General features: G+C 44.2%; 14 protein-coding genes and 1 pseudogene. 14 read left to right on the top strand and 1 reads right to left on the bottom strand.

Features of this window, described 5'->3' with window-relative positions:
• Positions 1–199: 199 nt before the first annotated feature.
• The 3 genes and pseudogenes from MHB82_RS31860 to MHB82_RS31850 form a co-directional block, all read left to right on the top strand.
• Complete coding sequence (locus tag MHB82_RS31860; RefSeq protein ID WP_341177090.1) at positions 200–751, top strand: PTS transporter subunit EIIC; 552 nt, start codon at positions 200–202, stop codon at positions 749–751.
• 167 nt (positions 752–918) lie between these two features.
• A complete protein-coding gene (trxA, locus tag MHB82_RS31855; protein ID WP_341177089.1) occupies positions 919–1242 on the top strand; it encodes a thioredoxin in 324 nt (107 codons plus the stop codon).
• Positions 1243–1521: 279 nt separating this feature from the next.
• Positions 1522–1782 (top strand): annotated as a pseudogene (locus MHB82_RS31850) (family 4 glycosyl hydrolase); the annotation flags it as partial.
• Between the two features lie 116 nt (positions 1783–1898).
• Here MHB82_RS31850 and MHB82_RS31845 read toward each other — a convergent pair.
• The gene (locus tag MHB82_RS31845) at positions 1899–2567 is read right to left on the bottom strand and encodes an ArsR/SmtB family transcription factor (RefSeq protein WP_341177088.1); all 669 of its coding nucleotides are present in this window, start codon (positions 2565–2567) and stop codon (positions 1899–1901) included.
• Between the two features lie 324 nt (positions 2568–2891).
• On the opposite strand from MHB82_RS31845, the gene trxB reads away from it, so the two are divergent.
• The 11 genes from trxB to MHB82_RS31790 all read left to right on the top strand — a co-directional run bounded on the left by trxB (position 2892) and on the right by MHB82_RS31790 (position 18263).
• Positions 2892–3821: a thioredoxin-disulfide reductase gene (trxB, locus tag MHB82_RS31840; protein WP_341177087.1), complete on the top strand. Its 930-nt coding sequence runs from the start codon at positions 2892–2894 to the stop codon at positions 3819–3821.
• A gap of 425 nt (positions 3822–4246) precedes the next feature.
• Positions 4247–4579 (top strand): thioredoxin family protein, encoded by a 333-nt coding sequence (locus MHB82_RS31835; protein WP_341177086.1) that lies wholly within the window; start codon positions 4247–4249, stop codon positions 4577–4579.
• A gap of 1005 nt (positions 4580–5584) precedes the next feature.
• Positions 5585–6250 carry a GntR family transcriptional regulator gene (locus MHB82_RS31830; protein WP_341177085.1) on the top strand — a complete coding sequence of 222 codons (666 nt, stop codon included), beginning with the start codon at positions 5585–5587 and terminating at the stop codon, positions 6248–6250.
• Between the two features lie 18 nt (positions 6251–6268).
• The gene (gene ilvD, locus MHB82_RS31825) at positions 6269–7960 is read left to right on the top strand and encodes a dihydroxy-acid dehydratase (protein WP_341177084.1); all 1692 of its coding nucleotides are present in this window, start codon (positions 6269–6271) and stop codon (positions 7958–7960) included.
• 496 nt (positions 7961–8456) lie between these two features.
• Positions 8457–8744, top strand: a complete 288-nt coding sequence (locus MHB82_RS31820) for a hypothetical protein (protein ID WP_341177083.1) — start codon at positions 8457–8459, stop codon at positions 8742–8744.
• Positions 8745–9463: 719 nt separating this feature from the next.
• Positions 9464–9679 (top strand): hypothetical protein, encoded by a 216-nt coding sequence (locus MHB82_RS31815; RefSeq protein WP_341177082.1) that lies wholly within the window; start codon positions 9464–9466, stop codon positions 9677–9679.
• 411 nt (positions 9680–10090) lie between these two features.
• Positions 10091–11701 carry a response regulator gene (locus tag MHB82_RS31810; RefSeq protein WP_341177081.1) on the top strand — a complete coding sequence of 537 codons (1611 nt, stop codon included), beginning with the start codon at positions 10091–10093 and terminating at the stop codon, positions 11699–11701.
• Positions 11702–11998: 297 nt separating this feature from the next.
• Entirely contained in the window at positions 11999–12823 is an 825-nt protein-coding gene (locus MHB82_RS31805; protein WP_341177080.1) for a metallophosphoesterase family protein, read from the top strand.
• Positions 12824–12921: 98 nt separating this feature from the next.
• On the top strand, positions 12922–13224 hold the full coding sequence (locus MHB82_RS31800; protein WP_341177079.1) for a hypothetical protein: 303 nt from the start codon (positions 12922–12924) through the stop codon (positions 13222–13224).
• A 110-nt stretch (positions 13225–13334) separates the two neighbouring features.
• Positions 13335–16670, top strand: a complete 3336-nt coding sequence (locus tag MHB82_RS31795; RefSeq protein ID WP_341177078.1) for a polysaccharide lyase family 8 super-sandwich domain-containing protein — start codon at positions 13335–13337, stop codon at positions 16668–16670.
• Between the two features lie 192 nt (positions 16671–16862).
• Complete coding sequence (locus MHB82_RS31790) at positions 16863–18263, top strand: ABC transporter substrate-binding protein (protein ID WP_341177077.1); 1401 nt, start codon at positions 16863–16865, stop codon at positions 18261–18263.
• The last annotated feature ends 59 nt before the right edge of the window (positions 18264–18322 follow it).

Here is an 18322-nt window from a genome sequence, read left to right as displayed (position 1 = left end):
CTTAAATTTATTATATAAAGTGTCAATAGAGAGCTACAAATGAAGACTAGAAATTTGTGATTGTTTTTAGTGGACGTTAAAGCTAAGGGGAAACGATAGCTAAACGAAGGAGGCAACCGACCAACATGAACACTCCCTCTTCTAAACTAATTGCAGGTTAGATTTGTATAAGACATTCTAGTAACCCAATGATGAAGTCATGAAAAAAATGGATGGTGTGGTGACTGTTGTCCGTTCGGGTGGACAGTATCAAGTTGTGATTGGGAATCATGTTTCTGAAGTGTATTCCGAAGTTACATCAATGACCAATCTTACTCAAAATCAGAATGATTCTGAAACTAAGGATTTCAAAAAGAAAAAACCTTTGGATGCATTCATTGATGTTATATCTGGTTTGTTTCAACCGATTCTTGGCATATTGTGTGCAGCAGGCATGCTAAAAGGCTTTAACACTTTATTTAGCACTTTAGATTTGTATGCAACGGATAGTGGAACGTATATGGTCATCAATGCCATGGGGGATGCATTGTTTATGTTTCTTCCCGTATTCTTGGGCTATACCTCTGCGATTAAATTTAAAGTTCAACCATTCATTGGGATACTTATAGGCTTAGCTATGTGTTACCCAGCAATTCAGTTGGATGCTTTAGCAGGTTCAAAAGAACCACTGCGGCATCGCCTTAACCGACCCTCAAGTCGCGTTAGATATCCAAGAGCGCTTGCACGCCATACTGCGGAATTTCAAATGTAAAGTCGCTAATGTAGCGGCTTTTTTTGCATTTAGGTTAACGATTTTCCTTGTCCAGAGTTGAGAGATTCCTTTTATACCTCTTCGAGAGGGTTGACACAATTCAACTTCAAATATATAATTCAATTAATCAATTGAATATTTTATAATTAAATGAGGGGGATAATATTATGGGAGCAATATCATTAACAAAACAAAATTTTGAATCGAACGTTAAAACGGGAGTGACTTTAGTCGATTTTTGGGCACCGTGGTGTCCGCCTTGTCAAGTGCAACTTCCAATCGTAAATGATCTAGCTGATGATTTGGCTGGGCAAGCGACCATTGCCAAAGTCAATATTGATGAGGAACTCGAATTGGCACAGCAATTCGGAGTTAGAAGTATTCCAACGCTTCTCTTATTTAAAGATGGCAAATTAGCTGAGACCATGATTGGTGTGAATCAAAAACAAGCTCTTGAAGAAAAAATTCAAGGATTGCTCAATTCAAAATAAGTAAGTAGTTTTATATTGTTTTTAAACCTATGTGAAGAGAACGACGGATCAGGATTCATCTGAACTGTCGTTCTTTTTAATATAAGAATTGATAGACGATAAGTCGAAACCGAAGAAAGGAGTGTTTAAAGTTACATATTCGAAATCGGATATTAAGAACGTTTATATCAACAATTTGCTCGAATTGTGAAATGTTTAACGAGTGACAAAAGATTTGAGAGGATATCTTGTCAAACGGACCCAAATCTGTTGATGGTTTAGCTACTCAAATAGGTATGAGGTGCTGAGTCAATTCATTTCGGTTCTTTTCCTCCCGTACAACGAGGATCATCACAGCTAATGGAGTTCATGGAGGAATTAACGATTGAAGCTGCGGTTACAGGAAGCTATGCAGCGTCCCTCCAAGCATTTACGTCCAATTCACTTGTCCAAAGTGGTGATTCCGCTAAGGCTTTGATGGATGAATTACTCGAGGCTCATAAAGAATACTTGCTGCAGTTTTACCGGGAAGAAACCCTTCATGTATATGCGGTTCAATAGTAAATTGAATAATTAGATTTTCTTTAAGTTAAAAAAGACTTCAAAGCCTAGTAAATGGGCCTTGAAGTCTTTTTTAGTTTTGAAAATTATTGTACTTCTTGTGCTCCGAAATCAGCCTAATGCAAATGGAAATGTTCCTGCCACTCATTCAAGCCTTCTTCCATACGATAAGCTTTAAAGCCTTCAGATTGTAATTTCTGTGCTGCTAATGCAGAGTAGACACACAGTGGGCCCCTACAATATGCGATAATCTCTGTGTTTTTTGGAATTTCTCTTATGAATACTTCTAACTCTTCCATCGGCATCGAGACTGCTCCCGCGATATGATCCATTTCATATTCTTCGTTAGGACGCAAATCCACCAGAATAATTGAATCATTTTTAATTCTCTCCCTGACCTCGTCCATGGTAAGTGTTTGAATGTCGTCAAGGTTGTTAATAAAGTCATCTTTCATTCTGCTGATGTCAGGAATCTGTTTCTCACTAATTCGCCATAAAGAAGACAGAAAATTGATGATCTCCGGATCAGCTAAAGAGTAGATCACAAAAGTTCCCTTTTTCGTGAATTTAACCAGCTTGGCATCGAGTAGAATTTGAAGGTGCCTGGATACATTCGCAATATTCATATCTGTAGATGCAGCTATTTTTTCTACTGTTTTAGAGCCATTGGACAACAGGTTTAAAATCTCCAGACGCTTGTCGCTGGATAGACATTTTCCTATTCTAGCCAGTTGTTTATATAGGTCTTCCTTAAAAAGTTTCGCTGAATTCAATAATTCTTCCATTATCGTCAACCTCTATTCTAATTTAATGTTCAACGGGACTTCCCCAATTCAAGTCAAACGATAAACCCTTTTGAAATTCAATTGATTATTAAAATTTTAACATGAACAACCAGAGTGAAGTCAAGTTATAAGGCTAAAATGCATCTAAGTAAAACATTAACTTCAAACATTCATTTCAATGAATGGATATCTTGCCTGCAGTCAATTGATGCGGAACAGTTGACGAATAGATCTTACAATGCTACAATTCAATCAATCAATTGAATACTAAAAATAATTCGTTTTTGAAATTGTCATACACACTCAAATTTGGAGGGATAGCAAATGTACAAATCTGTAATTGTCGGAACAGGGCCAGCGGGATTAACTGCAGCAATATACTTGGCTCGTGCAAATATGGATCCACTCGTCATTGAAGGACTCGAACCAGGAGGGCAGCTTACAACCACAACCGAAATTGAGAATTATCCTGGGTTTCCAGAAGGAATTATGGGACCAGAGTTAATGGATAATATGCGTAAACAAGCTGAGCGCTTCGGGGCTACGTTTGTTAACGGTTGGGTAAAGGGCGTAGATTTGAATAACCGACCGTTTAAACTAGACGTGGAGGGCAAAGGTGAAATTATTACTGAAACTTTGATTATTTCAACCGGTGCCAGTGCGAAATATTTAGGAATACCAGGTGAATCAGAAAATGTAGGTCGTGGAGTGAGCACTTGTGCCACTTGTGATGGGTTCTTCTTTAGAAATCAAGAACTCATCGTAGTTGGTGGGGGTGATACTGCCTTGGAAGAGGCAAGCTTTCTAACACGATTCGCTTCCAAAGTGACTTTGGTGCATCGTCGCGAAGAACTACGAGCCTCCAAAATTATGCAAGATCGCGCTCGTTCAAACCCTAAAATTGCGTGGGCTTTAAGTAAAACCCCACTTGAAGTAGTGGCTGGGGAAAGCGGAGTGACCGGATTGAAAGTCAAGGACAATGTCTCAGAGGAAGAAGAAATTTTAGATGCACACGGTGTATTTGTAGCTATTGGTCATCATCCGAATACAGAATTTTTAAATGGTCAAATTGAGACGGATGAGAATGGCTACATTGTCACAGTTCCCGGTACATCTATGACAAATATTCCAGGTGTGTTTGCTTGTGGAGATGTACAGGATACTCGGTATCGTCAAGCTATTACTGCCGCAGGATTTGGAGCTATGGCAGCCATGGATAGTGAAAAGTTTATCGACTCTTTAGAAAATAATTAAAGTCCCTATTCCTTAAGGAGGAAGCGGAGAAGGTGCTAACCCACAACAACTTGTGATGTCCATCGACATTGCTTGTTACGCTCTAACTCTAGCTTTTCTGTTAGATCGCAAGAAAGTACCCGTTGCTGGATTCTTTATGAATACAGAAGGAAACACAGCACAAGGAAACTAACTGAGCATTACACATCGTCCGCATGTTGTTTTATCCTCAGATGCCTTTAGGAAGATATTGCTTTAGTCGAAGCACTATTCTTACAAGCAGAAGAAAAAGGCACATTGGTCAACTGCTTGTTAAAGCAAGTGTACCTGTAGGTAGGTACCGAGGGTTTAGTATGAATTGATGCTGGAGAAGATTTTACAAGTAACTATATTGAACAACATCAAAAGGAATGATAAACCATTCATTATAAAAGGAGACTATATAAATGAAAAAAATTACCTCGAAGTTAGAATTTAATACAGCTATCCGTTCCCCAAAAATCACTGTTGCTGTCTTTAAAGCAGATTGGTGCCCGGACTGCAAATTTATTGATCCATTCATGCCTGAAGTTGAAGAAAAATTTGCGAATGATCTGAATCTTATCGAAGTTGATGTAGATCAAGTAGATGCTGTAAGTGAAGAACAAAATATTATGGGTATTCCAAGTTTTGTAGCCTATGTCGATGGCAGAGAGCTTACTCGATATGTTAATAAGCTTCGTAAATCACGCGAAGAAATAGAACATTTTTTACAAAGTGCTGTTGAAGGTACTAGATAAATGAACTATACGAAGCTTTAATGAATCATTGATCTAACCGTAGTTATACGGATCAGCCTGTTAACGAGCAAGAAATGACACTAATCATGAATGCTGTATAAGCAGCTCCTGAAGTATTAGGAAGCGTTAGATCAATTCCGAACGGTAATGCAAATCAGAATAAACAAACCTAGATATTGTAATAAAGTTTGACTCTCACATAAAATTGCAAAAGCCCAAGCTACAGCTGGGGCTTTTGTTATCTAATTTTGGAGAAGCGAATCGCTGAACTATAATTCGCCGCTGATATATTTGACCGCTCTCTCGAACAATGTTAAAAACAAGACGTTCTCCGGGCGTATTCAGATGGATATCGCGGTCGACAATACAACTAGAGTAAAGGAGATTCCGTCACACCAAACAACGCATTCTTCAAAAAGCTGCTGGCGATTTCTGCTGATAAGAGTATCGCTAATGTAAGCGATGTTACTTACAATAATGATACCGGTGTTTTGGAATTACCGTAACGGCTGTAAATGAAGAGAAGACAGTAGTAAACGTACAATCACTCGATGACTGAGTCCAGACACATAAGTATGCAATTGAAGTAATCCGCGGCGGTGGAACTTCCAATCCGAGCCCGGCTATTGACAGAGGTACGAGCCCAGTTATAGTTAGCGGCGACGATTACTGTTGAGCGGCAAGAACATGGTCTCCTTGAAGTCGCTATTTTAGCTGCTTTTTTATTTTATCGGTACAAGTTCTTGTCCCAAGCCAAGGACAAGAACAATCTTCCAATTGCCAGATGTATACTTAAGTAAAAGTACATAAGCCTTCACTATGTAACATTTCTCAAAGAAAGACTCATAAATTATAGTCTTTCTTTTTATCTCAAACTCGCAATAAAAACAGGTAGTTATTTGGATAAACTTAATTGAGCGAGTAAAAAAATGAAAAAATATTTGCTTCTCTATTTTGTATGCGATATATTGCATATAAGAATAATTGTGATGAGGATGAAAAACAATGCCAATTCCTAAAGATTTTGCCTTACCAGTCCGTATGTCCGCAAAAGAAAGAGCGTTTTCTCAGATTCAGCGGTGGATTATTGATGGAACACTGCAACCAGGTGAAAAGCTTATTGATGCGGAAATGGCTGAATCGCTTGGAGTCAGCCGGACACCGATTCGGGAGGCATTTCAGTTACTCGAAGTTCAAGGCCTCGTGTCTATGCATCCAGGAAAAGAAACAAAAGTAACGACTATTGAGAAAAACGATATTTTTAAGATGTATTCAACCATGGCTGCTCTTCAGGCCTTGGCTGCTGAAATTACCGCCAAAATTATTGTTCCAGAACAGATCGAGAAACTAAGATCCATAAATTTGGAATTTGCAAGTTCCATTAAGAATGGCCAAGTTTATCAGGCCATGGAGGTGGATGAGCTATTTCATAATTATATTGTAGAGCTTTCAGATAATCCTTATGTGACCACATTTAATACATCTCTTCAGATTCATATTAGGCGATTTAAATATGTGTTTTTAAAACAACCTATTACAGCTACACTTGCTTCAGTCGAAGAACATGATTTGATCATTAAAGCTTTTGAAAGCAAGAATAGCGACGATGCTCAGGTGCTAATGAAACAAAATTTTATTCGTCCGATGCAGGAGCTGAACGAAATACTTTGAAGTGAGGGGTAAAGGGACATGGGAAATAAAAAAGATCTTCGTATTCGAAGCAAGGTAATCAGTGAAGGTGTTAACCGGGTACCGAACAGAGCAATGCTACGTGCAGTTGGTTTCCAGGATGATGATTTTAAAAAGCCAATGATTGGAATAGCGAGTACTTGGAGTGAGGTTACACCGTGCAATATGCACATCAATGATTTAGCAATTCAAGCCAAGACGGGAGCACGTAATCATGGCGGTGCTCCATTAATTTTTAATACGATTACAGTTTCTGATGGGATCTCGATGGGGCATGGAGGGATGTTGTTCTCGCTACCAAGTAGGGAAGCTATAGCTGACTCGATTGAAATTGTGACCGGAGCCGAGCGTTTTGACGGCATTGTTGCAATCGGTGGCTGTGACAAGAATACGCCTGCATGTTTGATGGCTATTGGACGGATGAACATTCCTTCCGTTTATGTATATGGAGGAACCATTCAACCTGGTAATCTCGACGGTAAAAAAGTGGATATCGTTTCAGCTTTTGAAGCAGTTGGTCAATATCAAGATGGAAAAATGACAGATGAACAGCTGCATAAGGTAGAATGCAGTGTTTGCCCAGGCCCAGGATCTTGCGGGGGGATGTATACTGCTAATACGATGGCCGCAGCTGCAGAAGCAATGGGAATGTGTTTACCTGGTTCTTCTTCTACATCAGCCATTTCAACGGATAAAGCATTGGAATGTGCAGCAGCCGGTAAACAGGTCATATCACTTCTTGAACAGGAAATCTACCCAAGAGACATTATGACGAAGAAAGCATTTGAGAATGCGATCACTGTTGTCATGGCTCTAGGGGGGTCAACCAACGCATTTCTCCATCTGCTAGCTATTGCGCACTCGGTAGAAGTAGATTTAACCTTGGATGATTTTGAGCGTATTCGCTTGCGTGTTCCTCATTTGGCGGATTTGAAGCCAAGTGGCCAATATGTCATGCAGGATTTGAATGATATTGGTGGTGTTTCAGGGGTAATGAAGCTATTGCTCTCTGAGGGATTACTTCATGGTGATTGCCTCACCGTAACTGGTAAAACTTTGGCGGAAAATTTAGCTGAAGCTGCTCCACTTCAGAATAATCAAGAGATTATACGTCCACTAGATAATCCTCTTAAGCCAGATGGACCACTGGTGGTGCTTCGAGGAAACCTCGCTCCTGAAGGCGCTGTTGCCAAAATGTCAGGCATGAAGATACAGCAGTTTTCCGGTCCGACAAAGGTGTACGATAGCGAAGAAGACGCGACGGAAGCGATTATGAATGATGAAATTCAGCAAGGGGATGTATTGGTCATACGTTATTGTGGTCCCAAGGGTGGACCAGGCATGCCTGAAATGCTTTCCGTTACAGCCCTAATTGTAGGAAAAGGGCTCGGGGGGAAAGTGGCTCTCATAACTGATGGTAGGTTCTCGGGTGGCTCGCATGGATTTGTAGTCGGCCATGTATCACCTGAGGCCCAAGAAGGTGGACCGATCTCTTTGTTGAAAAATGGGGACATTATCACCATTGACAGCGATATTCAGGAAATAAAGGTTCAAGTGCCAGAAGAAGAGTTGGCTGCTCGAGCGCAAGAGTGGATACAACCTCCACTGAAAGTAAGTTCCGGCGTACTCGGCAAATATGCTAAATTAGTTTCCTCTGCTTCAAGAGGTGCAGTAACAGATTTGATGGAATAGACAAATAAATATTATTGCTGCATATAAAATGGGAGGGGAGAAGCTGCTACAATGAATGTATGAAGCACGCGAAACAAAATAACACCAGCTTTAGAGATCAAGAATGTTGCAAGAAAATGATGAAGAATACGTTCTGTAAAGAAAAATTTTTAAACCACCGTTAGTTTCTTCATTTGAGATTAAACGGAGGTTTTTTTGTAATAACGGGTTTTGTTTCCTTGATAGTGTATACAACACGATACAGGGATTATCCGCCAAACAAACGAATTAAATTGCTTCTGAGCTTATCTATGAAGTAGAACATAACGTCGACGAATAGGTACGATGACTAGTAATTCAATGGGGTTTTCTTCGTGGTTGGATATTATTTTATCGATAAGTAGTGCTAATTTATGAGGTTATTTGCCATCTATTTACGACATTTTACACCCGTTCCAATTCTAACCATTTAGTGGTAAAATGTTAAAGCACACATACAATACAGGGGGTTATGTGAATGAGGTCTATGCAGCAATATAAGGATACGGAGAGGTTTGAGGGTTTCTCGCAAGCAATACAGGCCATTAGCGACGAGGCGAATATGGTTTGCAAGGGGTTGTTCTCGGTACGTAAAGAGACAGGGGCAGATTATGAATGGGAAGTAACAGCCTACGGAAAAAAGGTATTAATAAGCTCCGAAGAGGTTTCCAGGATATTGAATATCGATAACAATACAAATTTAAAAGAAAAATTCAAGGAACTTGTAGCCTGGAAATTAAGGGCGGTCAACAGAGCCATTTTATAAATTCTTATCTACATAGAAATAGTTTTTTTATAACGGTTTGTCGCACTTGGTTTGACAATCCGTCATGCTCTAAACCCATATTAATTCATATGTACCTTTAATCTTCACTGATACTATCAACCTGCCATAGTAAATGTCGAAGGACAAGATAATGGTCCCATTGAAGTCGCTATTTTAGCGGCTTTTTTATCTTATCGGTACAAGTTCTTGTCCCAAGCCAAGGACAAGAACTTGTACCGATTGCCGGAATGGACAAGAACATAGTCCGATTACCGATTAGATGTACATCTAAACATTGATCACATCCACTTAAAGCTTTATTAAGTACCATAATACATGAAAATGTTCACAATGTTATGTGACAACTGACAAGATGAGAGGTTAAACACGGTTGCTAGGTATTAAAAAGGCGAAATATCCAATTCATTAAACTAACGGGCAGGATAGTTTAAGCGCTGAACCGTACCACAAGGAAGGGTAAGTTTTTTATTTACTACACACAGATTAGGTTTGAATGGCAGACTCATTCTTTAGAATAGGACGTAACCCCCTTTGAATAGAGGTTGTCCACTAACTTGAAAAACTCTTCTGACGATAAATCCTTTTGTCGCTGGAGCCAAAGACGAAATAAGGAAAGAAAGGTTGAAAAGTAAAACTCAAGCGTACACACAAGTGGACTTATCGTCGGCCAGCTCTCGCTAACAACGGGAATTCCAGAGGTGCCAGAATTTGCAAACAGTCTGTATGTTTCCTTTTCCAATCTCGGGGTTACAATCGGTACGGCTATAGGTGGTCTACTTATCCCCCATTCAGGAACTGGAGACATCGTATGGGGAGGATATTTGTTTGCCGCAATGGCCTTGAACTGCATATCCGTAAGTTCCATATTACAAGCAAAATTGAAGTCACCATCCGTAATGAACAGTAAACAGTGAGAAAAGTATAGTTGAAATATAAAAATCCTGGAGGATAAACTTCCACATAATTTCCAAATTCACAAGACTTAACGCACATATGTTCCTCACCAGTACTGTGCTGTGGCAACATGCATTATGGTGAACAGATGCAGGTTTCCGGAACTATTCGAAAAGGAGACAAGAACATAGTCCCACCCTTGATTTATTGTAGTGCAAGCTGAACGACCATGTGATTAGGAGGCAATAGCACAGCGTCGATGCGCTTATTGTAATTTTGGTGCATTCGAACATAACCCGAGGAGTGACGGCTTGCAGTTGTTTTCACCCCCTTGCAGAAGCGGATTTCTGTTCTATCTTTGGATGGAATAACTGATAATATAAAATAAATAGAACGAACATGCACAAATCATAAATAAAGAGGCGAGTTCAATGACAGACATATCACTCTGCATCATTGATGACATTAAAAGTGTTGTGGATGGAGTCGCAACCCGGATCGATTGGAAGGCGCATGGTATAACAGTATGCGGCACCGCTTTAAACGGCGAGAAGGGTCTGGAGCTCATCGAACGCTGCCGTCCCGATATCATCTTGACGGATATACGCATGCCCAAGTTGGACGGGTTGGAACTGACCAGAAGAGTCAAAGAGATTTGCCCGCACAGTAAGGTGCTGCTGTTTACAGGATATACCGACTTTGAGTATGCACAGCAAGCCGTGCGTCTCGGCGCTTTTGATTTTATAGCCAAACCCTTCTCCCACACCCAGATTGAACAGGCGATTCTCAAGGCGAAACAGGCCGTTGTACAGCAGCAGGCAAAGTGGCTTGAGCGGGAGCAATTGCAGCGCAAGCTGGATGAAAGCATGCCAACATTACTTCAGCAATATCTTAACCTGTTCATTCGCCATCGAATGGCTGAAGATAGGGCCCGCGATCGTTGGAAGTTTCTACAAATCGATTTAGCCCCAGAAAAGCTTGCGATTATGGTGCTTCATATAGATCGGTTCTCCGAACGCAGAGGCATGCTAGTTGTGCAGGAGATGGAGTTGCTCCTATTTTCGTTGCAAAACATCGTGGAAGAGACGGTGCGAGCATATACGAAAGGGTTAGTATTCCGTGAGAGCGAATCAAGATTTGCAGTTGTCTATAATGAAACGGAAGAAAGGATAGGCACCGAGATGGCAGAGAGCTGCCGCCTTAATATTGAACAATATACTCGTAATACGGTATCGGTCGGTGTTGGCGGCGTAGTGGAACGAATCAGCGATTTGCCCGATTCCTTTGAACAGGCAATGTCGGCGCTTTCCTATCACTTTTACACTGAAGGCAACAGTGTTGTCGTTTATGCTGACATCGAGCGAACAGATCCGATGCTGCCACGCTACTCGCCGGATTTGGAGCAGGAAATGCTACATTCTCTGCGCTCCGGCAATCGATCAATGGCGTTGAAACTGCTGGACGATCTTTTGGGGGAACTGACAAGAGCCGAGCGTCAGCCCGACCCACGGCTACTGACTGGTGTCCTTCATGAGTTAGCGTACCGGATGCTGCGTGTGTTCCGGGAGAAGGTCGACGAGGATGAATTGGCTCCCTTGCTCACGAGAGTGCGCGAACATTGGTTAACCGCATCGATATCTCTAGCAGAGATCCGGGAAGAACTGGCGAGCATATGCGAAATTGGATGTGACTGCATCGAGCGCAAATACAATTTGGACTCCGCACTCATCGTTGAAAAGGCGATTCAGTATATTCGGAATCATCTCCATGCGGATTTAAGCGTAAGCTCCTGCGCCCGGCATGTGCATTTGAGTCGCAGTTATTTCGCCAACTTGTTTAAGAAGATGACAGGCACGACGTTCCATCATTTCGTGACGCAGGAACGGATGGAGCGAGCCAAACAGATGCTTCTTGCTGACATGCAAGTACAAGAAATAGCCGAAGCCCTTGGTTATGGGGAGCGAAGATATTTCACCGAGGTGTTCAAAAAGCAGGTAGGCATGACTCCTTCGGAGTTCCGCCAGACCTATGTAAGCCACTAGGCCAAAGCGGAGGCGCCGGGAGAGCCGCTTTCTCGGTCAGCTGAAGGCCGACGAGTTAATGCGCCAATTGAAAGAAGATACATCTGGTGTGGCATTTTTGAATTTCTGGTATTGCTCTCAGGGCTTGCGCTTGCAGCGGATAGAATCTGTTCTCCAAGTAAATTAATGAAAAATCAGCGTACCTGCGGGCCATTTTACGTCCTCGGCATTTTGCATCTATTCTTCGAATTGCTGACTTTGTCAAATATCTATTCGCGTAAGCGTTGATATCATTTCAAAAAGAAGGGGACGTCGCGGTTGAAATACGAGCCAAAGCTGTACTTTCGTTCGAATGGAACGTTTACCTTGGTACAATTTTCGGATATTCACTGGCAGAACGGGGACGAACTTGACTCACAATCGAGGGCTCTTATGGAGCGGGTCATGGATATCGAGAAACCCGATTTTGTCATGTTTACAGGCGACACGATCCATCAGGACGGAACCGCTTATTGCCGCGATCCCCGCCGTTCGTTGCGCGAGGCTGTAAGCGCGGTAGAGAAACGAAGTGTTCCTTGGGGGCTTGTGTTCGGCAATCACGATACGGAATATGGCATCTCGAGAGAACAATTGATGAAGGAGGTTGCAGCGCATACGTATAGCCTTGCTCGATCAGGTCTTCCACATATTCATGGAACCGGGAACTACGTGCAACCGATATTCGGCTCTGCAAGTAACCGCGTAGCCGCGCTACTCTATGCGTTGGATTCAGGAGCTTATTCGGAGCATCCCGCCGTGGGAGGATATGACTGGATTCGCTCGGATCAAATTGCCTGGTACCGGGAGCAATCGGATGCATGGCGCAAAAGCAATCAGGGGCTGCCGTTACCGGCGCTTGCATTTTTTCATATTCCACTTCCAGAATACGATTGGATATGGAATCATTCGGTTTGCTACGGTGAGAAGAATGAAAAGGTATGCGCTCCCTTCATTCAGTCCGGCTTCTTCGCCGCGATGCTGGAACAAGGCGATGTCATTGGTGCTTTTTGCGGTCATGACCATATAAACGATTTCATCGGCTCACATTACGGCATTCATTTGGGCTATGGCAGCAGTGAGAAAAGTTGGATGTTTGTCTTTTGAAATTGTTTTTCCGCTCTATATTGAAAGCGGTTTCATTATATATCTTGTTTAAGATTCGGCGCCAGCCAGTCCAAATCATGCATGAGGTGAGGGATATAATGTACAGAATTATCAGTTGGTTGCTAATTGTAACGATGTTCTCAGGGGTATGGGCTATATCGCCAGAGGCGAAGGTCCATGCCGCTGTCGCATCATCGTTGCAGACTGTTGAGAATCTGGTGCCTAATGGCAGTTTCGAGGAAACGACGACTACCACCCGCAACAAATGGACGGACAATCTAGAGCCGGCCGGTTGGGCAGAGTGGTATGCAGCAGGTAAACCGCAGGCATCTGTGGTCAATGACGTCTACAAGGATGGCGGTCAATCGGTTAAATTGCATCAGGCACGGAGGGACGAGTAGCACTCACCATTCGGGTACCTGTCACAGCCGGTCAGCCCTATAAGCTGAGTGGCTGGATCAAGACAGACAATGTTGTTTCGACGAACGGGGTATTCATCCGGACAACTTATGTGGATGAGAACAACATCAAGCTCGTGAACGGCCCACGGACGAACAAGGTGATGGCAACGGCCGATTGGTCCTATCGAGAGATCTATCTTAATCCGCCAGCGAACTCAGCGCAGGTGGTTATTGAGCCGTTCTTCGAGACGGGCACCGGAACGGCGTGGATCGATGATATCCGGCTGGTCTCTTGGAGCGGAATAACTGATCTGTCGATTGATCGTCAGTACATCTCCCTGGAAGAAGGGGATTCCGTACAACTCCAACCTATTATATTGCCGGATACAGTAACGGATCGGACGGTGGAGTGGACAACAAGCGACGAAAGTGTGGTTTCTGTTGCTGATGGTCTAGTCAAAGGCGTAGGAATTGGCACGGCGATAATCCGCGTTTCGACGTCGGGAGATGAATATACAGCGGAATCCCACATTCGTGTAGAGGCCCCCGGCACCATGCAGGCTTTCGCAGAAGCGCGCCAGAAATGGCGAGATAGATTGACAGGCGGTGACGACGTCGATTTTAACGATGCGGTAGTAAAGGAAGCATTAGAGACGCTGGTAACCACGGTTAAGGGATATCGGGATACGCTGAGCCGGGAGGATAGTCGAACGTATCTATGGAGCGATCGCGCCAGCTCGACTGATCCGTACCATTCCCTGTATTCGTATAGTCGACTGAAAGATCTTGCACTCGCCTATTCAATCAAAGGTTCCGAACTGTACGGCAGTGAATCCTTGAGAGACGACATCGTTGACGGCATCGATTGGATGTATAAGAATCGCTATAATGAGAATTCTTTATTGGGCGGCAACTGGTTCGTATCTGAAATCGCAATTCCGCAGACACTGGGAGATTTGCTTATTTTGATGTACGACGATCTTCCCGCAGATATTCGGAACAACAGCATCAGGGCAATCGACGCCTATATTCCGGACCCAACGAGACGTGTGTCTCTGATATCGAATCCAACCTTCAGAGAGAAAGGGGCCAATTTGCTAGATAAAGCGTTCGCTGTGACTCTGCGCGGAATAGTGGGTCAGTCAGGCGAGAAAATCGAGCAGGGTATAGAACACATCGGGGCCGAATTCGCTTATGTGGATAGCGGCGAAGGCGTCTATCGCGACGGATCGATTGTCCAGCATACAGATGTTGCGTATAACGGAAACTATGGAGTTTCATGGCTTAGTCGAGCGGCTGATTTGATCTATCTTCTGGAAGGCACTCCATGGCCAATAACTGATCCCCTTGCCATGAATGTATATGATTGGGTGACCCAATCGTTTGAGCCGTTTATTTATGACGGTATTATGATGGATATGGTACGAGGCAGGCAAGTCGCAGCCGGAAATGGCAGCGCCAAAAATGTAATTATGACCATACTTCGCCTGGCTGATGCAGCTCCTCCTGATAAGGCAATGCAAATGCGTAGCATGGTCAAGGAATGGATTCAAATCGACATCGGCATTGGTTACCGGGAAGGGCTGTCGCTGTATGAGTTGCGTTTGCTTCAGGATCTGTTGCGAGATGAAGCCATTTCGCCTCGCGGCAAGCTCATTCGACATCAAGTGTTCTCCGGTATGGACCGGGTTGTGCATTTAAGGGAAGCCTTCGGATTTGGTCTTAGCATGTTTTCAGATCGAATCTCTGCATTTGAGTTCGGTAACACCGAAAATCCACGTGGCTGGTATACGGGGACTGGCATGACTTATCTATACAACAAAGATTACTCGCAATATTGGGATTATTATTGGCCGACAGTCGACGCCTATCGGTTACCGGGCACAACGACTGACGGATCGGGCAAGGACATGGCGCCGGTCGAATGGAAATCATATCGCAATACAAAGGATTGGGTCGGTGGTTCGTCCATCGATGGATTGTATGGGGCAGCTGGAATGGATTTTTCGCTGGAACAGGTGACCGGCAGCGCGTTGAGCGGAAAAAAGTCATGGTTTTCATTCGATGATGAAGTTGTGGCGTTGGGAGCAGGGATTACGGGCTTGAATGATAACAAGGTGGAAACGATTGTGGAGAACCGTAAGTTGAACTCCGCCGGCGATAACAAACTGGTCGTAGACGGCGTACAGCATCCGGGAGAGGTTGGCTGGTCAGCTAAGCTGGGCGAAGTCGACTGGGCTCATCTGGAAGGAAACGTTGCTGGGGCGGACGTCGGATACTACTTCCCGGAATCAGTAGATCTGGAAGGTCTGCGCGAAGCGCGTACCGGCAGTTATTATGACATCAATCCGCGAACCGGCTCGACAAATCAGGAAACCCGCCAATATCTCAGTCTAGCGATCGATCATGGCCGGCAGCCGAAAAGTGCCGGTTATGCTTATGTTCTGTTGCCAGGAAAATCGGCGAATGACACAGCAGAATATGCGTCAGCACCCGATATACAAGTCTTGGCCAACAACACGGAGGTTCAGGCTGTGTCCGATATGAAGCTAGGGCTGACCGCTGCGAATTTTTGGGAAGCAGATACTATTGGGAAAATAACAGTTCACCAGCCTGCATCAGTATTAATGCGGAACGTCGACGGCCTCATATCGCTTGCTGTATCAGATCCGACGCAGAAGCAGGCAGAAATCCGCCTGGAGCTGGATGTAGATACCGATGAGGTGCTGCAAGCAAACGGAACAGTAACTATTGAGCAGACATCACCGAAATTAATTATTAAGGTGGCGACCGCCGGAACGTCGGGAGCAAGCCATACATTGAAAGTGCGGATCGCTTCGGAAAAACCAAATCCAAATCCTATACCGAAACCAACACCGACGCCGAATCCTTCGGCGCAAACATGGAGAGATATTAATGGGCATTGGGCGGCTGATGCAATACTCACTGCGGCTCAAAGCAATCTGGTTAAAGGATACGAAGATGGCACCTTCCGGCCTAATAAAAAGGTAACGAGAGCCCAGTTTATCGTTATGCTGGCGCGTGCGCTAGGTCTGGATCGGCAGGCTTCAGGCAGTGATACCGTTTTTGTCGATCAGGCATCCATAGCCGATTGGGCAAAAGACTCCGTTGCAAACCTTGCTAATGCAGGCGTGCTGAATGGATATGAAGATGGAACATTTGGCCCCGAACGATGGATTACTCGGGCCGAGATGCTCGTCCTGTTGTCACGTGCTATCTCGTTAGGCTTGCCGGACCAAGAACGCCTAACTGAATTTGTGGACGGAGACCAGGTGCCCGAATGGGGAGCAAACGCCGTATCGGCTGCTGTATCTTCGGGAGTGATACGAGGTCGGAACGGCGCGCGTTTGGCTCCGGCTGACCATACGTCGCGAGCCGAAGCAGTTGTTGTGCTACTCCGCGCCCTTGAGCTGAGGGGGAAGTAACGGTTCCGTAATAAAACGAGCATGTGTTTTTCATAAGGGCGGGGCTGAAAATTGCAATCGCATTTTATCCCCTTGCCAATGGTTTTACCGTCCTGTCAATGAGACTAACGTCGGTTATGATCAGTATGTAACGAAATAGAAGATTTCGTTCGTGAATCATCAACCATATCAGATCTACGGGAGGAAACATTGATGAAAAATATGAAGAAAGTGCTCATCGCTGTGTTAGGCTTGTCCATGCTGATAGCTGGGCTGGCCGCATGCTCATCCGGTGCGAACGAGCGCGACAACGATGCAGGCGGAAACAATCAAAGTCAGGCAACCGAAACAACCAAGTTGCAATATTGGACGGGAGGACGACATGACGCGGACTATATTAAAAGCATGATCGACAAGTTTAACGAGACGAACACCAAAAATATTGAAGTCGAAATGACGATCATGGCTGAAAACTATGCACAATCACTGGACTTGGCGTTTGTGAGCGAACAGGCCCCCGATGTGATGGCGCTGGGAGATCTGGTCGATCTTCACAATAAGGGTTATGTAGAACCGTTGGATCAATTTCTTACACCAGAATTTAAGGAGCGGTTCGGGGAGAACGCATTTTTTGAAGGCGCTAACATGCTAGATGGACAAATTTATACACTACCGGCCAACGGGTCGACCATTCGTTTGATTTATAACGTCGATATATTCGAAAAGGCTGGAATTGCCGAACCGCCGAAAACATTGGACGAGATGGTGGAGACTGCCCAAAAAATAACCGAAGTCGGGAAAAAAGACGGTATTTATGGATTCGCGCTGAATTATAAGAGTCCGACAAGCGCACTGGATCGCTCTTCGGCGGCTATCGCAGAAATCAACGGCACGCATGGAACTGGTTTTGATTTCAAGACAGGCCAATATGATTTCACAGGTTACAAACCGATTATTGAAGCCTTCAAGCAAATGAAGGATGACGGCAGTACGCTCCCTGGCTCTGAATCCCTGGATATCGACCCGCTGCGCGCGCAATTCGCCGAGGGGAATATCGGCATGTACTTGTCTTATTCCGTTGAACCGGGAGTTTACAAGAATCAGTTTCCTGCAAAAATCAAGTGGGATGCGGCGTTACCCCCATCCATTGACGGAACGTACAGTGGTGTCAACAACCTCGGTACTGGCGCATCGCGCTGGCTGGCAATGAGCAGCCAATCCAAGAACAAGGAAGCTGCGTGGGAGTTTATGAGTTTTCTCTATTCGGACGAGGTGCTTAAAGGTTATCAGGAACAGGGTCTGGGATTGTCTACCGTACCGTCGGTTGCCGCTTTTGCCGAGAAACCGGATATCGAAGGCATCGATAATTTTCTGCCTGGAAAGTATGATGGTCGCTGGCCGATCCATCCGCAAGGCATCAAACCTGAAGGTAAATCGTATCAGGAGGAGTTTGTCAAGTATATTCTGGTCGGAGGCGATCTCGATGGCATAGTGAAAAGTCTGAATGAACGTTACAATGCTGCGCTCGAGAAAGAGAAAGCGACAGGTAAAAAGATGCCTGAAGCCATACCGGATTTCGACCCTGCCAAGCTGCAAGGCAGTTTGTTCAAATAATACTAACACACATCAACTGATAGCGGAAAAGTAAGCGGGTCTGTCGACACGGTTTATAT

The sequence above is a fragment of the Paenibacillus sp. FSL K6-2862 genome, from assembly GCF_038005125.1.
GTDB lineage: Bacteria > Bacillota > Bacilli > Paenibacillales > Paenibacillaceae > Paenibacillus > Paenibacillus illinoisensis_A.
Note: the sequence above shows the minus strand (reverse complement) of the source record. Positions and strands in the feature narration are given on the sequence as shown.